The 21,812-nt window shown below is 45.8% G+C and carries 19 protein-coding genes; 15 read left to right on the top strand and 4 right to left on the bottom strand.

The genetic code is table 11. The annotated features are described in order from the left end of the window. Positions 1 to 195 precede the first annotated feature (195 nt). From AC1DE7_RS18675 to AC1DE7_RS18665, 3 genes are all read left to right on the top strand, one after another. Positions 196 to 1,956 carry a sensor histidine kinase gene (locus AC1DE7_RS18675; protein ID WP_340984201.1) on the top strand — a complete coding sequence of 587 codons (1,761 nt, stop codon included), beginning with the start codon at positions 196 to 198 and terminating at the stop codon, positions 1,954 to 1,956. After that, positions 1,931 to 3,523: a response regulator transcription factor gene (locus AC1DE7_RS18670; RefSeq protein WP_477534950.1), complete on the top strand. Its 1,593-nt coding sequence runs from the start codon at positions 1,931 to 1,933 to the stop codon at positions 3,521 to 3,523. Before AC1DE7_RS18675 ends, AC1DE7_RS18670 begins: the two co-directional genes overlap by 26 nt. Before the next feature lie 120 nt (positions 3,524 to 3,643). Further along, positions 3,644 to 5,296, top strand: a complete 1,653-nt coding sequence (locus AC1DE7_RS18665) for an extracellular solute-binding protein (RefSeq protein WP_477534949.1) — start codon at positions 3,644 to 3,646, stop codon at positions 5,294 to 5,296. A gap of 123 nt (positions 5,297 to 5,419) precedes the next feature. On the opposite strand, the gene AC1DE7_RS18660 is transcribed toward AC1DE7_RS18665, so the two are convergent. After that, positions 5,420 to 5,662 (bottom strand): DUF7662 domain-containing protein, encoded by a 243-nt coding sequence (locus AC1DE7_RS18660; RefSeq protein ID WP_036606815.1) that lies wholly within the window; start codon positions 5,660 to 5,662, stop codon positions 5,420 to 5,422. 297 nt (positions 5,663 to 5,959) lie between these two features. Between AC1DE7_RS18660 and AC1DE7_RS18655 the strand changes: the two genes are divergently transcribed. The 7 genes from AC1DE7_RS18655 to AC1DE7_RS18625 all read left to right on the top strand — a co-directional run bounded on the left by AC1DE7_RS18655 (position 5,960) and on the right by AC1DE7_RS18625 (position 14,057). Continuing rightward, positions 5,960 to 7,678 (top strand): DUF6138 family protein, encoded by a 1,719-nt coding sequence (locus tag AC1DE7_RS18655; protein WP_477534948.1) that lies wholly within the window; start codon positions 5,960 to 5,962, stop codon positions 7,676 to 7,678. 89 nt (positions 7,679 to 7,767) lie between these two features. Continuing rightward, positions 7,768 to 8,820, top strand: a complete 1,053-nt coding sequence (locus AC1DE7_RS18650; RefSeq protein WP_477534947.1) for a hypothetical protein — start codon at positions 7,768 to 7,770, stop codon at positions 8,818 to 8,820. Positions 8,821 to 9,041: 221 nt separating this feature from the next. Then, on the top strand, positions 9,042 to 11,000 hold the full coding sequence (locus AC1DE7_RS18645; protein WP_477534946.1) for a hypothetical protein: 1,959 nt from the start codon (positions 9,042 to 9,044) through the stop codon (positions 10,998 to 11,000). A 254-nt stretch (positions 11,001 to 11,254) separates the two neighbouring features. After that, on the top strand, positions 11,255 to 12,028 hold the full coding sequence (locus AC1DE7_RS18640) for a hypothetical protein (RefSeq protein WP_477534945.1): 774 nt from the start codon (positions 11,255 to 11,257) through the stop codon (positions 12,026 to 12,028). 45 nt (positions 12,029 to 12,073) lie between these two features. Then, positions 12,074 to 13,036: a hypothetical protein gene (locus AC1DE7_RS18635; RefSeq protein WP_340984212.1), complete on the top strand. Its 963-nt coding sequence runs from the start codon at positions 12,074 to 12,076 to the stop codon at positions 13,034 to 13,036. A gap of 54 nt (positions 13,037 to 13,090) precedes the next feature. Continuing rightward, positions 13,091 to 13,750, top strand: coding sequence for a hypothetical protein (locus AC1DE7_RS18630; RefSeq protein ID WP_282322270.1), 660 nt, complete (start codon positions 13,091 to 13,093; stop codon positions 13,748 to 13,750). A gap of 37 nt (positions 13,751 to 13,787) precedes the next feature. Next, on the top strand, positions 13,788 to 14,057 hold the full coding sequence (locus AC1DE7_RS18625) for a DUF4176 domain-containing protein (RefSeq protein ID WP_340984213.1): 270 nt from the start codon (positions 13,788 to 13,790) through the stop codon (positions 14,055 to 14,057). A 56-nt stretch (positions 14,058 to 14,113) separates the two neighbouring features. Here AC1DE7_RS18625 and AC1DE7_RS18620 read toward each other — a convergent pair whose 3' ends face one another. The 3 genes from AC1DE7_RS18620 to AC1DE7_RS18610 all read right to left on the bottom strand — a co-directional run bounded on the left by AC1DE7_RS18620 (position 14,114) and on the right by AC1DE7_RS18610 (position 16,097). Then, positions 14,114 to 14,389: a WXG100 family type VII secretion target gene (locus AC1DE7_RS18620; protein ID WP_076212874.1), complete on the bottom strand. Its 276-nt coding sequence runs from the start codon at positions 14,387 to 14,389 to the stop codon at positions 14,114 to 14,116. 191 nt (positions 14,390 to 14,580) lie between these two features. Then, positions 14,581 to 15,687 carry a stalk domain-containing protein gene (locus tag AC1DE7_RS18615; RefSeq protein WP_340984214.1) on the bottom strand — a complete coding sequence of 369 codons (1,107 nt, stop codon included), beginning with the start codon at positions 15,685 to 15,687 and terminating at the stop codon, positions 14,581 to 14,583. A gap of 203 nt (positions 15,688 to 15,890) precedes the next feature. Next, on the bottom strand, positions 15,891 to 16,097 hold the full coding sequence (locus AC1DE7_RS18610; protein WP_017692174.1) for a hypothetical protein: 207 nt from the start codon (positions 16,095 to 16,097) through the stop codon (positions 15,891 to 15,893). A 337-nt stretch (positions 16,098 to 16,434) separates the two neighbouring features. Here AC1DE7_RS18610 and AC1DE7_RS18605 point away from each other — a divergent pair, with 337 nt between their 5' ends. From AC1DE7_RS18605 to AC1DE7_RS18585, 5 genes are all read left to right on the top strand, one after another. Further along, positions 16,435 to 18,057: a copper amine oxidase N-terminal domain-containing protein gene (locus AC1DE7_RS18605; protein WP_047841683.1), complete on the top strand. Its 1,623-nt coding sequence runs from the start codon at positions 16,435 to 16,437 to the stop codon at positions 18,055 to 18,057. A gap of 188 nt (positions 18,058 to 18,245) precedes the next feature. Then, a complete protein-coding gene (locus AC1DE7_RS18600; RefSeq protein WP_047841622.1) occupies positions 18,246 to 18,695 on the top strand; it encodes a disulfide oxidoreductase in 450 nt (149 codons plus the stop codon). A 19-nt stretch (positions 18,696 to 18,714) separates the two neighbouring features. Continuing rightward, entirely contained in the window at positions 18,715 to 19,158 is a 444-nt protein-coding gene (locus AC1DE7_RS18595) for a FixH family protein (RefSeq protein ID WP_076253541.1), read from the top strand. 92 nt (positions 19,159 to 19,250) lie between these two features. Beyond that, positions 19,251 to 20,231, top strand: a complete 981-nt coding sequence (locus tag AC1DE7_RS18590) for a LacI family DNA-binding transcriptional regulator (RefSeq protein ID WP_076319690.1) — start codon at positions 19,251 to 19,253, stop codon at positions 20,229 to 20,231. Between the two features lie 161 nt (positions 20,232 to 20,392). Further along, the gene (locus AC1DE7_RS18585) at positions 20,393 to 21,718 is read left to right on the top strand and encodes an ABC transporter substrate-binding protein (protein ID WP_477534944.1); all 1,326 of its coding nucleotides are present in this window, start codon (positions 20,393 to 20,395) and stop codon (positions 21,716 to 21,718) included. Positions 21,719 to 21,812 lie beyond the last annotated feature (94 nt).

Below are 21,812 nucleotides of genomic sequence, written 5' to 3'. Positions count from 1 at the left end.
TATAGCAACGGAGAAAGGTCGACTATAGAACAACATTTCAATGCGGATGTTGAAATATTAACTTGTTGAGGAAACAGAGGTCTTCAAGTCACAGGAAAACGGGAGAACAAAAAATCATATAGAATTGTAAGGGCTTTCAATATAAAATAGGACTTCGGTGTAGAACGACTCCAAATTTAGGGACAGGGTGAAACGATGAAATTCACAGTATTTGCGAAGACGGTCATTCTCTTAATCTGCCTGCTCGTACCCATTCTGCTGCTGTATACATACGCGAACCAGGCAAATGTGGACATGGTCGTTGAAGAGAAACAACAGTCGAGTCTGAACCAGTTCAATTATTTCAGTTCGCAGGTGGATAAAAATATCGAGCAGCTCTCGCTGTATGGCCTGACATTGCTGCGAGATCCGAGTATCCTGCATTACCGTTACATGACGGACTCCACCAGCCAATATGAGAAGAACAGTATCTATCTGGATATTCTCGACAAATTATCGTTGTACCAGTCCACCAGCCGCTGGAAGAACGATATTACCATTGTCCTGCCACAAGCGGAACTTGTGTTATCCACCATGTCCAGCCGGACGGTCTACGATGAGAAGATGTTGACGTTCCCGCAACCTGGCCAATGGCAGCTGGAGAAGGGGAGTTTCACCTACTTTTTCACGGATAACTACGAGTGGAATGAAAAACCGATGAATACAGGCGTGCGAACGGTGATGGAGATTAATTTTGACCCGATGAACGTGGTTGCCATGTTGGATGATTTTAAAGAAACGCAGGGAGGAGATCCCTTCTTGCTGGTACCAGGTAACGATCCGTTGCTGAACCGTACGGCGGACCCCGAACTGGTCGAAGCGATCATGCGTGATATGCCTTTTAACGGGCCGGAGAGGGAAGGCAATCATCAATTGGAGGTGGGCGGTAAACAATATCTGGTCAGTTACGTGCACTCCAAACAACTGCAAGCGGTATACGTGAACCCTGTGGTATTAGATGATTTGCTGACCCCAATGGACAAGAGCCGAAATATGTTTATTACCTCCATTCTGTTACTGCTCGTGCTGAGTATCGGGGCCGCACTGCTTTTGTATCGAAAAGTTCAGGTGCCCATCCATCGTTTGATGAGAGGGCTGCAACAGATTCGCAAAGGCCAGTTGTCCACACGGATTCCGGTCGATCACTCTCGGGATGAATTCGCGTATCTCACCCAGAGCTTCAACCATATGGCAGAGCAGATTCAGGAACTGATCGAGAAGGTATACGAGGAACGTATCCGTTCAAGGGAAGCCACATTGAAACATCTACAGTCACAGATCAATCCGCATTTCCTTTACAACTGCCTGTTTTATATCAAAAATATGACCCAGCTTGGCAACCGGGAAGCGGTTATTGCCATGTCGCTAAGTCTGGGAGACTACTATCGCTACATTACGCGGGGCGAGAATGATATGACGACAGTAGAGGAAGAAATCCGGCTGCTGGACCATTATTTGTCCATTCAACAGATGCGGACCAACCGGCTGACCTACGAGATCGCCGTACCGCAGCAACTGATGTTTCTCCACATTCCGCGACTGCTCATTCAACCCATCGTAGAGAATGCGGTGATCCATGGCATTGAGCCGATGGAGGGCAGTGGGCATGTCGTTGTAACGGGGATGGCGGTACCCGAACATATTGAGGGTCGGACATATACAAGATATAGCCTGTTTGTTGACAATGACGGTGTCACGCTGACAGCGGAAGAGATTGCGGAATTGGAACGGGAGATCAATGAACCGATGGGTGAGGAGATTGGAACAGGCACATGGAATGTGCACCAGCGTCTCGTTACGCGATATGGGCTGTCGTCGGGGCTTCATTTTGGAGCGATTCCCTATGGTGGACTTAGTGTAGAAATTCGATGGTTTGAGGAGGAACAACCGCATGATGAATCTGATGGTCGTGGATGATGAACATTCCGCAGTAGAGTCGATCGCTGTCTCGATACCGTGGAGAGAACACGGGATTGGTCAGGTATTCAAAGCCTATTCAGTCAAAGAAGCCTTGGAACATATGGCATCACATCAGGTCCATATTATTATCACGGATATCCGTATGCCGGGTATGTCCGGTCTGGATCTGGTCAGTCACATCCGCCAAAAGTGGGAACAGACAAAATGTATTATTTTATCGGGGCATGCTTCCTTCGATTATGCGAAGCAGGCGCTCAAACATGGGACAGTCAGTTATCTGCTCAAGCCGGTCCGAGATGAGGAACTGATCGAATCCGTGCAGCAGGCCGCAGTGCAGATTCGCCTAGAGGGTGAGAAACAATTGCTGCATCAGCGGGCCATGTATTCGGTAAGGGAACATCTGCCTGAGAAGCGGGCGGAACTGATGAAGGATGTATTGTTAGGCCATAAATTTGCGGATGATGAACTCCAAGGCAAGCTGGAGCAACTGGAGATCGGGTTCCGTCCACAGGATAAAATGCAACTGCTGCTCATCCGGTATGATGACCATCAACCTACACATAAAGCGTTTCGATTGATGAAGTACGCCATCTCGAATGTAGTGGAAGAGATCTACGGCAGTACCTATCATCTCTGCCATACGGATGATGCCTATGATGATCTGGTCTTCATGGCCAGTCCCAAACAAACTCAGGCCGAACCAGAAATGTTAATGGGCCGACTTGGAGAGCGGTTGATCCACAGTGTGAGGCAGTATCTGAACGCGACCATTTCCTTGTCCGTTAGTCGTATGGGGCGTTTCCCGGATCAGGTGCCGCAGCTATATCATCAAGCCGTCAGTGCACTTCGCAAGCAGGCCGAGGCGGGCAAAGGATTACATCTGAATGCGGCGGCAGGAACCAATGGGGCCACGTTGAAGTCTCTTACAGCGCTGTATGAACCGCCGGGTCTAACGACGTTATTGGAAGCCGGGCGCATGGAAGATGCACACCGCAAGATTGATCAGATCTTTGCCGAACTGTCGAACAGTGTGTTCCCGGAACATGTGTATGTGGCTTTTCATTATCTGGCGGCAGCATTCTCCTATATGGCTCATCGGGAAGGAAGACAGTTAGCCGAAGTGCTTGGGGAGCAGTACCAGCAGTTGCTCAAGGATGGTTATGGTATCTCGCTGCGTAGTCTGGAAACGTGGACTCGGTCTGTGATGAAGCAGTGGGAAGAGAGCACCAGCGATGCGGGACAGGATGCGGGATCAACGCTGATTCGGCAGGTTCAGCAATGGATTGACCATCATCTAGGCGAGGATCTATCGTTGCAGGTCATTGCCGGAGAGGTGCATCTGCACCCGGTATATCTGTCGAAAATGTACAAACAATCCACAGGTGAAGGCATTAGTGATTATATTATCCGTTCCAGAATGGAACGTGCGGTTCATTTGCTGAAGCATACGGCGATGAAGATCTATGAAGTTGGTCAGGAAGTGGGGTACAACAACACGCCTTATTTCATTCAGGTGTTCCGCAAACATTACGGACTGACCCCGCAAGATTTTCGGAACGGTTAACAAATCGATATGAACATTGAAATTGTGATATATGTTTGCCTCCCCGGCTGCACTATCCTTTTCATGTAAGGTGCATTTGGCACATAAGGGTATCCAAGTTACCTGAGGAGGGGTTAGTTCATGTATAGAAAAATGATGACGGCATTGCTCGCAATCACGATGGTTGCCGTAACGGCATGTAGTTCGGGGGCTAAGGAAGAAACGGCGAAGGAAGCCGCTGCACCACTTGCTCTGCAAGATGGGAAGTATGAACCGGCGGTACAGATGAGTTATTTGCGGGCCTGGAATGATGATACGAAATTCAAGAACGGGGAAACAGCCCAGAACAATGTGCATACCAAATGGGCCAAGGAACGGCTTGGCATCGATCTGACCACACCGTGGGCTGTATCGGTGACCAATGATGCATTTTACACGAAATTACGCTTGTCTCTGTCCGCTAACGAAGAACTGCCGGATATCGTCTCCATTCGGGGAGACTACAATCTGGTCCGGGAATTAATTGAGTCCGGCAAATTTGCCAATGCAGGCGAGTTGTTTGACAAATACGCTTCGGACACATGGAAACAGGCATCCGAATCAGCATCCGAGGAATGGTATCCATACATGTATGAGGGCGAGCGTTATGGCATTCCAATCTTCGATTATGCCTACAACGGCGATTCGGTCATGTTTATCCGGGAAGACTGGCTGAAGAAGCTGGGACTGGAAGAACCAAAAACCATGGATGAGCTGGTTACGGTCATGGATGCTTTTACAAATCAAGACCCGGATGGGAACGGCAAGAAAGATACGTATGGTCTGACCGTGGGCATGAAAAATGCGCTCAATACCTGGATGACGGAATCCGGCTGGATCTTCGGCATGTACAACACCATGCCTGGACAGTGGAATGATGCCGGAGACGGAACACTGCAATATGGCTCCATTCAGCCAGGTGTGAAGGATGGGCTTGCAACGATGAAAGATTGGTTGTCCAAAGGTTACCTGCCCAAAGAAGCAGGCGTCTATGACGAGATCAAGGCAGCAGAATTGTTCACCGCAGGTAAAGCTGGCATTATCGTGGGACCACACTGGATGCCAAACTGGCCGATTGATGATGTGAAGAAAAATGTGGACGGTGCCACGTACAAGGCCATTGCTTTACCTACAGGACCAACAGGTGAGAGCCACCAGCATGGTTCTGGTGCAAGTAACGGCGTTGTACTGATTAACAAAGACATGGCGAACCCGGAGATTTTCTTCACGTACCAAAATTATCTGTTCGACAACTTTGCTAATCCGGAAGTGGGCAGCGAGTTCGAACATGGCTTCGCACAAGGATATGATTATGACATCGTGGATGGCAAAGTCGTTGGTGAAGCTGAAGTGAAGGACGGCGTATCACCACTCAAATATACGATTACGTATGATGGTGCACGGATTCCGAATCTCATGATGGATACACTGGCGGAACTTGCGAAGGGCAAGGAACCGGAGACTCCTTTTGAGAAAAATACGAAGATTGCCAACAAACCGGAAGTGTTTGTAGCCGCTGAGGTGGTCGTTGCGAATAAAGATAACGCCATTAAGAATAAGTTCACCGGGGCACCAACCGAGACGATGAAAATGAAGAAGGACGCAATCGACAAGTTGGAGAAAGATACGTTCAGCAAGATCATCTATGGTCAGGTAGGCATTGAGGAATTTGATGCGTTTGTGACGAAGTGGAAGTCCATGGGCGGGGATGATATTACCGCCGAAGTGAACGAGTGGTATAAGACAGTTAATTAATTTACAAAGCAGGGGAGAACTGATGAATTCATCAGTCTGCCCTGCTTTTTTTGTCTCTAATAACATTTATGGAAAAATAGAACCTTTGGAGTTATAACTATTAATCTATATCGTACAGATCGATTATGACTCGCAACGCACAAAAGTTACTTGTTTTCCTAAAATCACATTTTCCACCTTCCATCCGGCATTTAACCAGGATAGTGCTTGTGTATGATTATTGGAATTATTCACCCACCATTGTTCGCGATTATACGCTGTAGGGGGTAACGTAAATCCGAGAATCTCCTCAAGCTCTGCGTATGTAAGGGTGATTGAAACTTGATTCAAATAGTTTTCCAAGGGGAAGTATTTGCTGTAGCTCATTTAGTCAGACCTCCTGAAAAGGAATACAATGATTATACAACGTGGGGATGACGATAGCGAGGGCATGCCGAGAGCGTACATAGTTATGAAAAAAAGGAATCCGTAGATCTCTCTTACTAGCGAACAACCGTGCGTAAGCCTTATTGTTCCGATTGTACTTGAGAGAGTAAAATAATAGGTAATATACGAACATCAATACGTATTTATAACATAGATGCCCCGGATTAATCCGGGATTCATAGAGGTTCAAGTGTGGTTGATGAACATCATAAGATGCATGGGAAGGCAGGAGATCAGATGAGTACACTTTATGATCAGGCGATGGAAGAGATGATTACGACGATCCATGAATGGTTTGATGAACAGGAAAAGCGGGATGACTTGGAAAGTGTTGTGAAGCGAACCACGCTGCAAATGGGTATTTTTAATGATATTGTACTGGATTACAAACCTGGACGGACCACGGTAGACAGCCTGGATCTGGGTTTGGATGATGATGATGTGAAATCAAAGCAGGCAGGAGCCTTTACCGAGGAACAGGTACGGAACGAGATCGGGCCTAAGCTTGTAGAGGTTGTTCAGGGAAGATTGGACAAGCTGGCAGATACTCCGTTGATTGACTACCGCTTCACCTTGCGAGGGAAATTCCCAACAACCGAAGGCAAGCTGCAACTGACTTTATTGGAATGGATCAACGAAGAGAAAAGAAAGCTGCTCCTTGAGCGTATTCATACCTATGTAGACAAGAGGCTGGAGAACAGTACATATCCAACGAAGCCATTGGAATCCTTCTTTTTGACGAGTCATCTGCTCGATCCAAAGCTGTTCCCGGAGTTGGATGTAGCATGGACGATCGGGCAGTATGACCGGATTCAAGAGTTGAATCAGGGTCGTCCGGAGGCACTTGCGGAACATCGTGGTGAGATTACTCGTGCAGTGACGGCATGGGCGGAGAATCAGTTTTTGCCACAGTATTATGATGTTCAGTCTTCGCCTTATCGTACCAATGAATATTCACTAAAGCCCGGAGCAACACTGGAGTCGAACGTTGAGACACAGGAAGGCCAACATTTGGACGAGCCTGGGAAGGCGCAAACATCCGAAACTCAACCAATCGATCTGCTATTATATGCGGCGGTCATGATTCTACGTTTTGAGCCCAGTTATAGCAAACCCAGAGGTCTGACTTTCTTGGAACTCGCGAAGCAACTCGGTAGCAAACGTGCGGCACGTATGATGACAGAAGGTAGCGGAACGTATGCGAAGGACGACATTCATGTGAAAACGGAAGAAGTAGAATGCAAAGCAAATGATGTATTTGCTCTGATGACCATTCACATTCGTAAGGAAGGGGCTGGTGCCTATCAACAGGCACTTACCTTTATCACTCATTTATTGAAACAGGGCTTTCCGAAAAGTTATAAGATCAAGCTCAAGTCCAGCGTAAAGCAGTATTTGCCGATCAAAGGGCTCGCGAAGTCGGATACCCACCGATTCTTTGCCAATGCACTGGAGTACCCGGAATTGCATCCACTTCTGGAAGAGTATGCGCGTGAGGCTATCCAGGAGTTTGAGTTCTACGAGGATACCGAGGGAGAGAAAAGCTGTATGCCGGGCAGTTATGCAACCTTTGGACTGGGGCTTGTGGATGAGCAGTATTTCCCGTTGGTTGAATATTACATGGGTGAAGTGGATGATGAGCATCAGTTGATTCAGGATAAGTTCATTGCGGCATTTGTAGAACAACAGGGTGTCACGGCTCAAGCCATACCTGCGTTAGTCGCCAGCTTGCGTCGTTCGACCGATAGTCTGAAGCTGAAGATTCAGCCCGAACTGGAGAATGAGGAAATACTCGAACTGCTGGTTAGACAAATTCAAGAACTTGAGCATTATGAAGCGGAACGTGTACTCTATCCGATCTTTGGCAAAGTGGAGAAGCTCTCAACGCTTGCTCGCAAGGCCGAGGGAAGACGGAAGGAATTATTGATGGAACTTTTGCAGGCCGCAGAGAAATAAAAATGTAAACAACACAAGTAAGATTGTGCTGTGCCAGCCAGTAAAGCATTTTAGAAAAGTGAATGTGCATAAGGAGGGTGGAGAAAGTTATGGAAGCATTGAGACGAGACATCTGGCAGGGGTTGAATGCTCAGGACAAAGAGGCTTGGATGCGTAAGCTTGTTCGTCAGTTACCAGACGGTATGGTATATGAGGGTCTCGAGACATTTGAACGGTTTGGTCAGCGAATAGAGACAGGTGTATTTACGGAGGATGGGCTGAGATTTGTGTTTGTGCCTGGGGATCAAGTAACACTCGGCTGGGATCGTTGGCAGCATGGTATGAACGAAGAGACATCAGCCGACCTGCATGAAACGGTCAGTGAGTATGGTGTGGAGGACGTGGATTCGTTTCTGGCGAGTCAAATGTCGCCTGTAAGAACGGTCAACATTGCGCCGATGCTTGTTGAATGCGAACTGATCTCACTTGGCTGGATTGAAGTGTCCAAGGAGGAAGCATTTGCACAGGAAAATCCTGATTTCCCTTCAGCACTGGAGCAGTTTAAGCAGTCGGAGATCCGTGAATATGAACTGCATCAACAGTTTCGTCTGATTCGCCAAAGTGAGAATGAAGTCCGAATCCTGTGGTTCAACGAAGGAATAGAGTTGGAAGACGTTGTGAGGGAGGAAGCTGCGGCGGGTTTTGGTTTGCTGACTGAAGACGAATGGGAGTATATCTATGGCGGCGGTTGTCGCACGTTATTTTCCTGGGGTGACAGCTTCGACTATACGATGAGATTGAAGCACTTTGGAAGTCTGGAAGGCGTGGATGAAATTGTGGATGGATCGGTAGAGACGGCCTCTGTACGGGTTGAAGAAAAGGATGATCGTCCTTATGATCTGGAAATGCCAAATTTCTTCGGAGTGCAATTTGCCGGAGACCCCTACAAGTATGAGCTTACGCTCGATTCGACTGGAGATGTGATGCCCAAAGGCGGAGACGGTGGTAGCCTGATATGTGGTGGAACAGGGCCGCTGGTTGGTTTCTTGCCTGCTGCTGCGGTCTATTATCGAGACGTTAATGCCAGTGAACTCGACTGGGAGGATTTGATGGATGCGATGGTCTATCGCAGGGTTGTTCGTTTGGCTGAACTAAAGGTTTGATGGGTTAACCGAAACAGCTATTAAGCGGTAGCATCCATACGTAGAAAGAGATTTAGTGAATTCTAAAGGGCAGTTGACAGATAAATGAATAGATCTGTCGCTGTCCTTTGGAATGTTCCATTAGGGCCAGAAGATGGAAGAAAAAGTAATGAATATTTAGATCAAAAGTTCTATACTTAACGAGTCTCAACCAAATCCATTACACAGAGAAGGAGTTAAGTATGTCCAGAGTATCCAAATGGCTCATCGTCAGTTTAGTTTCAATTTTTATACTCAGCATGTCGCAATTCACAGTCTCAGCGTCCACTTCAATAACTCAAACGGCTCAGAACGCAGAGCGATCCATTTCATCCACAGATCGGGTGCAACATAACATTCGTTTTGCAATCAGAGGCACGGAGGTGACCGTGACTACGCTTCGAACGAGTTTTGATACTGGTGAACTCAAAGAAAATGAGTACCATTTTACCGATCCAGCTATTCTCCCTAGAATACATACCGGTCTGACGACAACTTCCCATCAGTATGATCCTATCGTTAGTGACACACCAGCAGGGTTAAAAGGATACATAACTTATTATGCCACGGATGATAAGCAGCATTATTACGTTTTGTACGAGTATGACTATAGCTCGAACACACTTCGCAAGGTCCATGAGGGTGAAAACCGTATCCACTTGGAACCTCAAATCGGAATATATTATACGATCTATGAGAAAAACGTACCTAAATCCAACTACTATTCCATGGTCACAGGAAAAAAAGTATACACTCGCGGAAAGCTTTTGCTGGAAAGGGATTTTACAGATACCAAATATGTGGTATCACCGATTCCACAAACCCGTAATTTTGGGGTTTATTGCACAGATACTTTAGATTGTCACTATCTTGAATATGGCGGTATAAAGGGGAAGAAGGCCAAAGTAAGCGACTTGTGGATGAAGCCCGACCAGAAGACGGGCTTGTCTACTAAAGCTTTTCAGGTAAGTGCAGATGTTCATCTAAATGTTTCTCAAGGCAACACGAGGGATCGGAAATCAGACTGGACTGTGGTTGTAACCAAAAATGGCAAAAAAACTACACTGATTAAAGAGCGAGTGGGCTATGTGCAATCATTTATCTCACCCGAAAGAAAAACATTGGTTCTGGTCACAGAGAACGGTCTGGATAGTAAAATGGAGTCGTCCAAGGTACAAGTCTATGATTTGAAGACCCTTAAGCGGATTCGTTCCTATGATTCTCCTTATCGCGCTCGTACCGAAAGTATCCAGTGGATTACTGAGGATGAGTATATTATTGAACAGTATTTTTCCAATCCAGGCTCTTACCCGCCATCCTTATATGTTATTTCAGAAAATAAACATCTTAAATTGAATTATGGTACGTACAGTGACTGGAAAAAATATTGGAATTCTTTTCAGTTCTCTAATGTGTTTTTCCCGATGGAACCTGTAGCTATTAAGTCTGATCAGGGTGTATTGGAGTATAAAGGGCAGCCCACCTTCTATATGGAAGGTCAGCATTATGTTCCTTTAGAAGAATTCACTAAAGCATTTCATATTCAATATAATCTCGGGAAGGATCGGCTCACCTTCACTCGTGGTCAGCGTTCTTCCAGTGTGAATCAACCTTCAAAACAATTGTTGATGCTATACAATCAGACTTTTATTCCTTTAGGTCAGTGGAGTAAGGACTTGGGGCTCAAAGTGTCGGAAACAAAAGCAACTGGTTACAACAAACAATTAAGCATGAGCGATGAAGAAAAGGGAACTGATCTAGCCATGGATTCCAAAATTCTTCCTTTTCATGCAAGAGCACGATGGATGGATCGGGTAGGGGAGAGTTACCAATTAGATCCGGTAAATACAAGGCCGATGGAATCAGCTGTGCCAGACCGAATTGATGGTGTGGTGCTTAATTTTGATCGAACATTGACCATTTCCTCCTCTAAAGATTCAATTACAGAGTTGCTGTTCATCAATCCAGACTACACTTCGGTGCTCGGGAAAGTATCTTTAACGGACATACCTGAGAGGAAGTGGGGATTTAGCACAGCCAAGATTCCAGAAAACATGTTACAAGATGGTGCGCTTAACGTGATTGTTCCCGTGAAAGAAGGAAAATCAACGATGGTGTACTCCTTAAAGCTTCCAGAACCATTTGATAAAAATAAATTCTAAAGAAAATAAGCAGTTCCGGTACAGCATCATTTTTGCTGTGCCTTTTTCATTTTTTTGGGTAAATATAATCAGGCCTAATGGCTTAAGATCAGGAGTGGGGGCGCATTGAGCCCAGCCAAGGTTCCTTTTACAATAAAAGAATAGAATCTTTCGCCGACCTCTTTAAATTGACAGCATGGAAAAGGGGAATGACTTTGCCTTCATATACATCGTTTCAGTGTTGCGGCCGGGAGGCCTTGTTGCTGTTCCAACTGATGAATATTCCGGAAGCGGATCAGCTTCTCATGGATCTGAAAGACCCTCCATTACAGGGTGAACAGGCCAAGCATAGCTATGAACAAATTCTCACAGGTCTTGTTGAAGAAGGTATTATTGAATTGGACAATCAACAGATCACCATAGACCCGCAAATATACAACCTGCTTACAGGCTGTAAGCTCAGTAGTGCAATAACCAGACTAGATTTGCGTGCAACAGATGGGAAATCATCGGTGACCTATGGATTTTTGTCAGGCATGCAGATGGTTGAGTGGGTCTGGGAACCTGCACAAGATCAGGCGCTACTCACTTCTTTTGACGAATTCGAAAAAATGTTTCAGGTCATTGGGAATCGGATTGAACTACCTGATCCATTAGCTTCCAATGTGAACCCTCAATCACAGGATACAATTCGTACACCCATGCAGGTAGAAACGTTGCAGCGTCTGTCTGCGTTGGCGGTCGATTCAGCGCTGGAGATGATCGAATCTATTTTGCAAGAGGACCGGCATCTGGATCAGACTTTGATGCAGACATTGGCTAAAGGCTTTGCCACGCTGGAGAAGTGGGGGCAGTATGAAGTGTACACCCGAGGACAGGAAGGACAGCCGCAAACCATTTATTTTATAGGTAGTATCCACGGTAATTGGTTGTTCCTTGAGGGGGAAGAGAATGGTCTATTTACAGCTTTCAAGATAACGGAAGAAGAACTGGTGCAAAGCCTGTTTCTGCTAACGACGCGTTCATTATCCGTACTGTCCGGAGTTTAAGTCCGATATGAGTCATACATATATGTAAACTAAGGGGGAATCCAGTTGACCAAAATTGTCATGAAGTCAGACTATCTGAATTCACTCGCACAGCAGATTGAACAGGTGACGGCACAACTGCAACAGGTGGACAGTGTTCTCCAACATGCCATTCAGGGAGCTGCCTGGCAGTCGGGGAATCGACAGACTATTATTGGTCTGTACCAGACACATCAGCATCGGTTTCAGACGGCTGGACAGAGCATGCAGCAGCTGGCTGCATATGTAAAGACAACCCGTGAGAAGATGGAACAGGAGGATCAGTCAGGGGGGACATTTGGGCTTACGGGTATTAATCCACTCGCTCCTTTTGATGGCCCTGGGAGCACGGTAGGAACATTGACAGGAGCAGCGGCAGTTGCCAGATTGGGTTATCGCGTGAAGAACGGTTATATGATCAAGGCTCAATTGGATCGGAATTCTCCTCGCGTTCTGGTCCGTGAGAGCTATGATTCAGTTAAAGACAATAAGGCTGCGAACGGCAGACCAAGGGATTACAAAATCCATTATGTGCGTGATATCGAAGCCAAAATTGCCAATGGAACGGCTACTCCTCAGATTAAAGAAGTAGCTTCTATGATCAAGCCTGGTTATGCCGTAAAATCGGCCTTGACAGACAAGCTTGGCTGGGCAAGTGTGGGAATAGACGTGTTTACAGATACCCAAGAGAACATCAATCAGAACGCGGGCAGTGACAAAATTGCTGGTGATATCATTGGGAATGTTGTCGTAGGCGGTGCAACAACGGTAGGTGCAACGCTGTTGACTGCGGCCATCTTGCCTGCGGCGGCACCTGTGCTTGCAGTAGGTGCAGTGGGGTTGGGCGTTTCCGTAGGTCTGACTTACCTAGCTGAAGGGGTTACGATGAATATGGATTTGGACGGTGACGGGAAGGATGATTCGGTGAAGGATGTTGTTAAGCATGGTGCGAAGAAAGCCTGGTCCACAGTGGCGGGGTGGTTTAAATAAATGGCGAACAAAAAACGTTCAAAACCCTCGGCCCGTGACGTCGTTGTTTCTACAATGTATGAAGGCACTCTTTACCCAAGGGAAACATTTGAGAACTATCTGGTCATCTATGCGGCAGATGGTATTCGACTGAGTGTAGGTACGCTGGTTCTGTTTTTTCTTAACGTATTTCTGCTCATTCCCGTGTTCAGTGTCCCGTTCCAATCTATGTATGCGTATATTCTCGTGCCACCGCTAGTCTTTATGAATATATGGGCGATTGCCCTTATTGCTGCCCCACGCAGACTCCAACTGAATTATGTATTGTTCCGAGGGGTATTTGGCATCGTTTGTTCTGTGGGATTTATGGTGATTATACAGAAATTTGCCTACGGGACACTTGCTCTGACGACACCTTGGTACGCCATTGGATCATTTGCAGTATATGGTTTTGCCTTGTTTCAATACGTGAAGTTTCGTTTGCGTAAGCTACGGCAGCCCCCTCAGCGGAAAAAAGGGGATAAAAGCCCGGGTATGCCTGTTGCCACATTAACGATGATTACGGGCGGAGCATATCTTCTGGCCAATATTTCACTGGCCTTTGTTACGCAGCAGACTGTGGCTGTTGTGCTGATGTGTGTATACATTATGCTGGCCTTTGTCGTGTTTCACTTCATTATGGACTTGCATCGGTATTACTGGCTTCGCCAGGTTATGAACAAATCAGAGGGGTAATTGCAGGATAGAGACATAATTAAGGAGGGCGATCATTTTGGAAAAAAATATAGCTTCGTTTCTGCCGAATGGGTCTGTTATTCGTTTAAAAGAAGGCACCAAGAAGCTTGTCATCTATGGACGCAAGCAGATGTTAATGACAGAACCACCCCGTCAATTTGATTATATTGGCTGTCTATACCCTGAGGGTTACATTAATCCGGATTATACGTATGTATTCAATCATGAAGATATCGAAGAGATCATTTTCAGAGGGTATGTGGATCAGGAGGAAGAGGCATTTGCGGCGGAACTGGAGCGTAAGTAGCCCGAGTTGTAAAGGTCGGTTCTACATATGAGGAAATGAAAAAAAACGGATCAGTCCTAACGTGACTGATCCGTTTCGCGGAAACGCGTCGCTGTCTGTTGAAGACTGGTGCTGGTTTCCTGTAAACCGCGCAAATAATGACCGATGTTTGTCATGCTGTCATTCATACGCCCGAGAAACTCTCGCTGGCGTTCCCCTTCCCACTGTCCCTCAGACTGATCAATCATCGTTTTGAGTTGGGTAAGAATATCATGTCCGTTCTGGGATGCCTTATTGAACTCACCCGCAAGTTGTTGCAGTTCTTCTGGGGACAGATCAATACGCTGGTTCATGAGGTCCACTCCGTTTCTCTTCTTGCATAAGATAATGTATATTCCATTATAACCCCATCTTTTTCAAAATGAAGCTGGACAAAAGCCTTGTTTTCAGATCAGTGTAGCGTGTCTTACATAGGACAAAACACACATCAAATCAGCCCCAGCTCATAGAGCGGGACCGAAATGATGTGTGTTTCTTTTTTTGTTTATTTCACTTTTTGTACAGATACCGCCATTTGCTCCAGTTGAGTGTGAGTCAATTGGTTATTCGGCGAGCTGATGGTTACATAACGATCATCCAGCTTGAATGTGAGCATATCCGTTTGGTCTGGTGTATACCATTTGGCTGATACGCCATTAGGCAGTTTTACCGTTTTACCATCATAGCTGAACGAGTAATCTTTAGGGGATACCGTTATATTCATACGATTAAAAACAAAGTTTACACCATCACCGCCCGCACCTACGCTTTTGAACGTATCTCCAGCAACCATATGTTGTGGGGCATAGGCTGTTGTGAACCCGTCAAACTTCGCAAATGCTTTGCGAATGTTATCCAATTGTTGTTTGCTATAGTTCACATCTGCAAATGCAGTGATCCCTTGATCATTGTTGCTGTTGGCTTTTTGAACAGAGACAGCGACTTGTTGCAACTGAGCTTGGCTCAGCTTATGATCCGGGGAGCTAAGGGTAACGTAGCGATCATCCAGTTGGAATGTGAGCATGCCCGTTTGATCTGGTGTGTACCATTTGGCAATAACACCATTGGACAGTTTCACGTCTTTGCTCGTATAACCGTCCGAATAATCTCTTGGAGACACATCCACTTTCATATGGTTGAAAACAAAACTGACGCCGTCGCCACCCGCACCTACACTTTTGAACGTGTCACCTGCAATCATCTGCTGAGGGGCATAAGCGGTCTCGAACCCATCGAATTGTGCAAAAGCTTTTTGAATCGCCTCTTTTTGTGCTGCGCTATACGTTACATTTGTCAAAGCTGATGGATTGCTTGTTGCTTGGCCGATAATGACCTGTCCTTTTTTGCCGTCATAGGATACAGGCACATGCAGTGCATCGGCAAGTGCTCGTACGGGCAGATAAGTAGAGTTGTTATAAGTAATTGGAGCAAGTTTGTTGCCATTGCCATCCGTTGGTGAGTAAGCCGCGCCATCGACATTAAAGCTGATTCCATGGTTAAGGTATGCAGAGATTTTCTCCAGTTGCGTTCCGGCAAATACACCCGTTGCTCCTGTTAATGTCATGCCCAGTACCATCATCGTTGCTACGGATTTCTTCATGTTTTTTTTCATCATATATCTCTCCTTCAAGTTGGGGGTTAGTTTTGTTTAATGGGCTCGCTGTCCCTTATGGCTTTATATTAAACCCCGAACATATCCAGAATAATTCTGAATTATCTCCAACTTGTAAACATGTGTATATATACGGAGAATGTAGAACAAAAACTGAAGCTGCTTGGCGTGTTTGAACGTATTCTTTGCCGAATCGAAACATTTTAGTTAAAAAGATAGAGGATTAGTCCGCCAAAACCAAGGACAATCGCACCAACGTATACATAGGAAAGTTTGCTTAGGTTTTGCTTTGTGCGGCGGTCATATTCGGGGTTGCTGGTCTGATTGGCTTTGGAATTTCCGATGATCATGGTAGCAATACCTCCAAACAAGGCGATACCCACAATTAAAACATAAGGCAACCAGGTCATGAAAGGACCTCCTTCGCGAATAATATGATATGTCCTTATTGTACTTCAGGATAACCCTTGATGTAAGCTTTAGTTGAGAAATAAAGGAAAATGAAGTATCTATATTACAGTATGTATGTGGTCTTGGATCGGAAAGATCACTACAATTTTATATTTTTTTAATTCAAAAAAACCTTGATATAACAGGCGTTCGCAGCTTTCTTCACTGAAGGCTGTGAATTTTTTTTTGTCCACAGAGTGATCCAGAATAGAGAACCCTGCGTTACACCCTATGAAGACGACGACGAGGAAAGAAATTATACACACAACATAATCGAGGAGTGAACACGTAATGAAAATGAAAATGAAGAAGTTTATCGCACCTGTACTTAGCTTGACACTGTTGATGCCGGGGATCGCTGGAGCAGCTGCCGCACCACAGACACCAATGACCATGATGAAAGCATCCGTGAACACACCTGCGGCTGACCTGAGAGCAAACCTGGACCACCTGTTGTCCGAGCACTTTGCACTCGCAGTAACGGCAATGGCCAAAGCATATGACGGAGCAAAAGATGCAGATGCAGCCTACAAAGCACTCGACCAGAATGCACTGGATATGCAACCGGCAATCGCTTCCCTATACGGTGACGCAGGTGCCAAAGAATTCGAACGCATCTTCCGCGCTCATAACAAATACACAGATGATCTGGTGAAAGCAACCAAAATGGGCAACCAGGCTGGAATCAAACAAGCACAAGCAAACATCAACGGTTTCGTGGATGAGTTCTCCACATTCCTGAGCACAGCTACCGAAGGCAAGTTGCCAAAAGCAGCAGCCAAACAGGCGCTGAAAGTACATGAAGATCTCGTGCAAAAAGTATTTGATGAGTATGTAGCTGGAGATTACGCTGATGCATACAAGGCTTACCGTGAAGGTTTCAAAGAAATGTTCGACGTAAGTAAAGCACTCTCCACAGCAATTACGACACAAATGCCTGAGAAATTCGAAAATACCAAAGCGGATACAAAAGCAGCTGATCTGAGATCTGCACTCAACCACTTGGCTTCCGAGCACTTTGCACTTTCGGCTCTGCAAATGCAAGAGGAATTTGATGGACGCACAGCAGCTTCCAACGCACTGGTTACAGCTGAAGCTGGAAACACAACTGACTTCAAAGCAGCGATTGCTTCCGTTTACGGTAACGATGGTGCCAATGCATTCGAGAAAATTTGGGTAACGAACCACGTTAACGCACAAAGCGACTATGTAAAAGCTGTTAAAAACAACGATGCTACCGCTCGTGTAGCAGTAGAGAAACGTATTGCTGGATTTACAACAGAGTTCGCTACATTCCTGGATTCGGCAACAGCTGGCAATCTGCCAAAAGCAGCAGGACAACAAGCGCTGACAACGCATGAAAATCAAGTACAAAACGTATTGAATCAATATGCAGCAGGTAACTATGATGCTTCGTACACAACGAATCGTGAAGGCTTCAAAGTGATGTTTGGTGTAGGTCAAGCCTTGGGTAACGCAATTGTGACTCAATTCAACGACAAATTCCAAGAGCCAGCAACACCTGCACCAGCGCCAGAAATGACAACGGTGTGGATGCAACTGAACAGCAAAATGCTGAAAATTAACGATAAAACAACCAACATGGATACCACACCAGTGCTTTGGAAAAACACAACATACATTCCATTGCGTTTCCTGAGTGAAGGTATCGGTGCAACGGTGAAATGGGACAAAAAAGCACAACAAGTAACGGTAATGGCTGGCGATGATACCCTTGAATTCTGGGTGAACAACAACGTTATGGAAGTGAACGGTGTGAAGAAAAACGTGGGTGCAACGGTATTTGTAAATAAAGATGGACGTACGCAAGTGCCTCTGCGCTTCATTGCTGAACTTCTGAACTGGGACGTGAAATGGGCACAAAAAGATGGCTCCATTACGCTGACGAAATCGATGTAATAGTAGAGTGAAACAAGATTAAAACAAAAAGAGCTGCCCCATACGGCAGCTTTTTTGTATTCACCCAAAAGTTCAAATATTTGGTATAATCATCGAGTAATGACCTACATAACAGCTTGAATAGCCGATGGAGTCTAGAATGATGTATGATAATTTGGTATAAGCAAAATGAAGAGGGGGACAGAGGAATGAGTACATCATCAAAATCGGAGCGTCCAGCGAGAAATGTGGATACCCGGTTATTTGTCGCTTGGGCCGTTTCCGTTATCGCAACAGGGGGGAGTCTCTATTTCAGTGAGATCAAGGGCTTTCTTCCATGTGATCTGTGCTGGTACCAGCGCATATTCATGTATCCACTAACGATTTTGCTGGGCATTGCCTACTTTAAGGATGACGTGGGCATCACCAAATACGTACTCCCACTGAGTTTCGTCGGTGGCGGCATTTCGTTATATCATGTAACGATTCAGCGTATTTTTTCGGCTACAGGTAATGCCGTCGCGTGCGGTAAGGTTCCATGTTATACCGACTATTTGAACTGGTTTGGTTTCATCACTATTCCATTACTGGCACTGATCGCCTTTATTATCATCATCGTGATGCTGTGGGGCATCGGCAAAACACCAAAATCTTCTTAATAAGAAAGGATAGATGGTGATGAGCGGACAAGCTCGTTGGTTCATGCCCTTCGTTATTCTGCTCCTCCTGACGGTGGGATGCTCTTATGAAGAACAGTCACAATCGGGCGAGATGCCGGAGATGATCAAAGTGAAACTTGACGTTCCAGAGAAAGCTTCTCTTCATGAACCAACACGGTTGCAGGTGAAGCTTACACAGGGAGATGCACCGTTAAGTCATGCTGACCATGTGCAATTTCAGATCTGGAATGAGCTTGATGATCCGCCTTCTGTATCTCCGGAACAAGGTATGATGACAGCGGACGAACTGGAGAATCAGGGGGCTATAACTGCCAAGGAGGCAGAGGAAGGGCAGTATGAAATCCAGCATACCTTTGAAGAACCAGGTACGTATGTGGTACAGGTCCATGTTACGCACGGAGCTATGCATAGCATGCCGAGAGCGAGAATTGTAGCGGAATGAAGCAGCAGGCGGGTACCAAGGCTTTGGTTCAGGTTTAGCAATAGGTTTATAATGTTAAAGGTATGAAGAATGTTGTAGGAAAAGAGGCTGTTATGGCAACTATTCATGATGTTGCACTCAGGGCAGGAGTTTCTGTAACTACCGTCTCGCGTGTATTAAACAACCGGGGATATATCAGTCAGAAGACTCGGGACAAAGTGTATCAAACCATGGACGAACTGAACTATCGACCCAACGAAATTGCCCGTTCTCTTCTGCGTAAGCAATCCAATGTGATAGGCTTGATTATTCCCGATGTATCCCATCCGTTTTTTGGAGAACTGGCTAGCTATGTTGAGTATCATGCTTACCAGAATGGATTTAAAATTATGTTATGCAATTCCCACATGGACCCTTCCAAAGAGCGTGAATATGTGGAAATGCTCAAGGGTAATCGCGTGGATGGCATTATTATGGGAAGTCATACACTGGAAGTTGATGAGTATATGAATCTGCATTCCCCAATCGTGACCTTTGATCGTAAGATCGGTGAAGACATCCCGTTTATCTCATCTGATAACTATCAGGGAGGGGTTATGGCTGCTGAATTGTTGCTCTCGAAGAACAGACGACATTTGGCACATATCTGCGGTAATTTGGAATTACAAATGCTGTCCAATCGCCGGACGACAGGTTTCGTTGATACCTTGCAGGCTCATGGAGTCAAACCGGTCATGATTCATGAAACCGACCTGAATGTGTTTGATCAGCATCAGTATACGGAATTGGTGGATAAGCTGCTTGCACAACACCCGGAGGTGGACGGGCTCTTTGTAACGAGTGATCTGATGGCGGTGCATGCGCTGAAGCAGATCGTGTTAGGTGGGCGCAAGGTACCCGACGATATTGCTATTATAGGTTATGATGACAGTCGTGCGGCAGCGTATACGGTGCCTGGCATTACAACGATCAGGCAACCGGTGGAGGCCATGGCTAAGCTGGCGATTGATCTGATTCGGCGCCAGCTCGCGGAAGAGAAGATCGGAATGGAGCATATTTTGCCAGTTAACATCGTGGAGAGAGAGACGACCTGATACAGGTCGTTTTTTCCTATTCCTCCTTTTACCACGAAGAAATGAAGTCGAAAAAATTTTTTTTGAATGGTATGTCAAACGATTGACATGTCAAACCTTTGACATTATAATTCGATTTGTAAGCGTTTCCTTTTAAACTATTGATCGGGGGCCATAACAAGATGAAAAGACAACAGAGATGGATGAAATTATCGGTATTGTCATTGATTATGATGCTTGTATTGTCGGCATGTGGAAGTAAAGCAGCAACGGAGTCCAACTCCTCTTCAGAGGGTAGCAACAGTGAGAGTGTCAAAATTACCATGCTCAATTCCAAATCGGAAATTAACAGTCAGTTGGAACAAGCAGCTAAAGACTTCCATGCCGAAAATCCAAATATCACACTCGAAATTGTACCCGTAGGCAGTGGACAGTCTCCGTTTGAAAAAGCGTCTGCCTTGTATGCCTCCGGCAGCCCTACAACGATGATGATGCTGGATACAGGAGATGTTGAGAAATTCAAGGATCGTGTTCTGGATCTCACATCCGAGTCTTGGATGAAGGATGCTGTGGAGAACAGTACAGCGGCTACAACGTTTGATGGCAAAAATTATGCCTTCCCGTTCTCTATTGAAGGATATGGATTCATCTATAACCAGAATGTCTTGGATCAGGCGGTAGGTGGGACATTCGATCCAAAGTCTGTACAGACCACTGCACAGCTTGATGAGTTGTTCCAAAAGATCGCTGCTACTGGAAAATCACCTTTGATTGTATCTCCGATGGATTGGTCGCTTGGTGCGCATTATCTGGGGCTTGCATATGGTGGGCAGTCTTCAGACCGTGCGAAGGTGGATCAATTCATTACTGATCTGAAGGCAGGTCAAGTGGACCTTGCTTCCAATGCCGTGTTTAATGGCTTGTTAGATACATTTGATCTGATGAAAACCTACAATATTGACAAGGCTTCTCCACTGTCCGGAACCTATGAGCGTGGACCTGAGGTGCTTGGCAAGGGTGAGGTAGGTATCTGGTTCCAGGGCAACTGGGCATGGCCACAAATTTCAAGCTTTGATACAGCAGATGGAAAATATGGCTTCCTCCCGGTACCTGTGAGCAATAATCCAGATGATTTCGGTAATACGCAAATCTCTGCTGCCGTATCCAAACGAATATTGCTGGATAAGGAAAAGAGCACACCAGCGCAGCAGGAAGCAGCGAAGAAATTTTTGGACTGGATCGTTTATAACGAAAAAGGTCAGGATTTCCTGGTGAATCAAGCCAGTATTATTCCGGCATTCAGCAACATTACATTGGAGCCAACCGATCCACTTGGCAAATCCATTAGTGAATACATCAAGGCAGGCAAAATCGAGGAATCAATGAGTACACTTCCTGCGGATCACTGGTCCAAACTGGGTGCATCCATGCAGAAATATTTGGCTGACGTCATTGACCGTGCCGGACTTGCCAGTGAAATTCAGGCATACTGGAGCAACGTGAAATAAAGGAATTAATCATAGCCCTGTGCAGCACATAGAGAGAGACTTGCGGTACGCCGGAGATGGTGAACATACAGCTTCCACACGAGGTCTGTTCGAC

Source organism: Paenibacillus sp. 10L310 (assembly GCF_056395745.1).
Note: the sequence above shows the minus strand (reverse complement) of the source record. Positions and strands in the feature narration are given on the sequence as shown.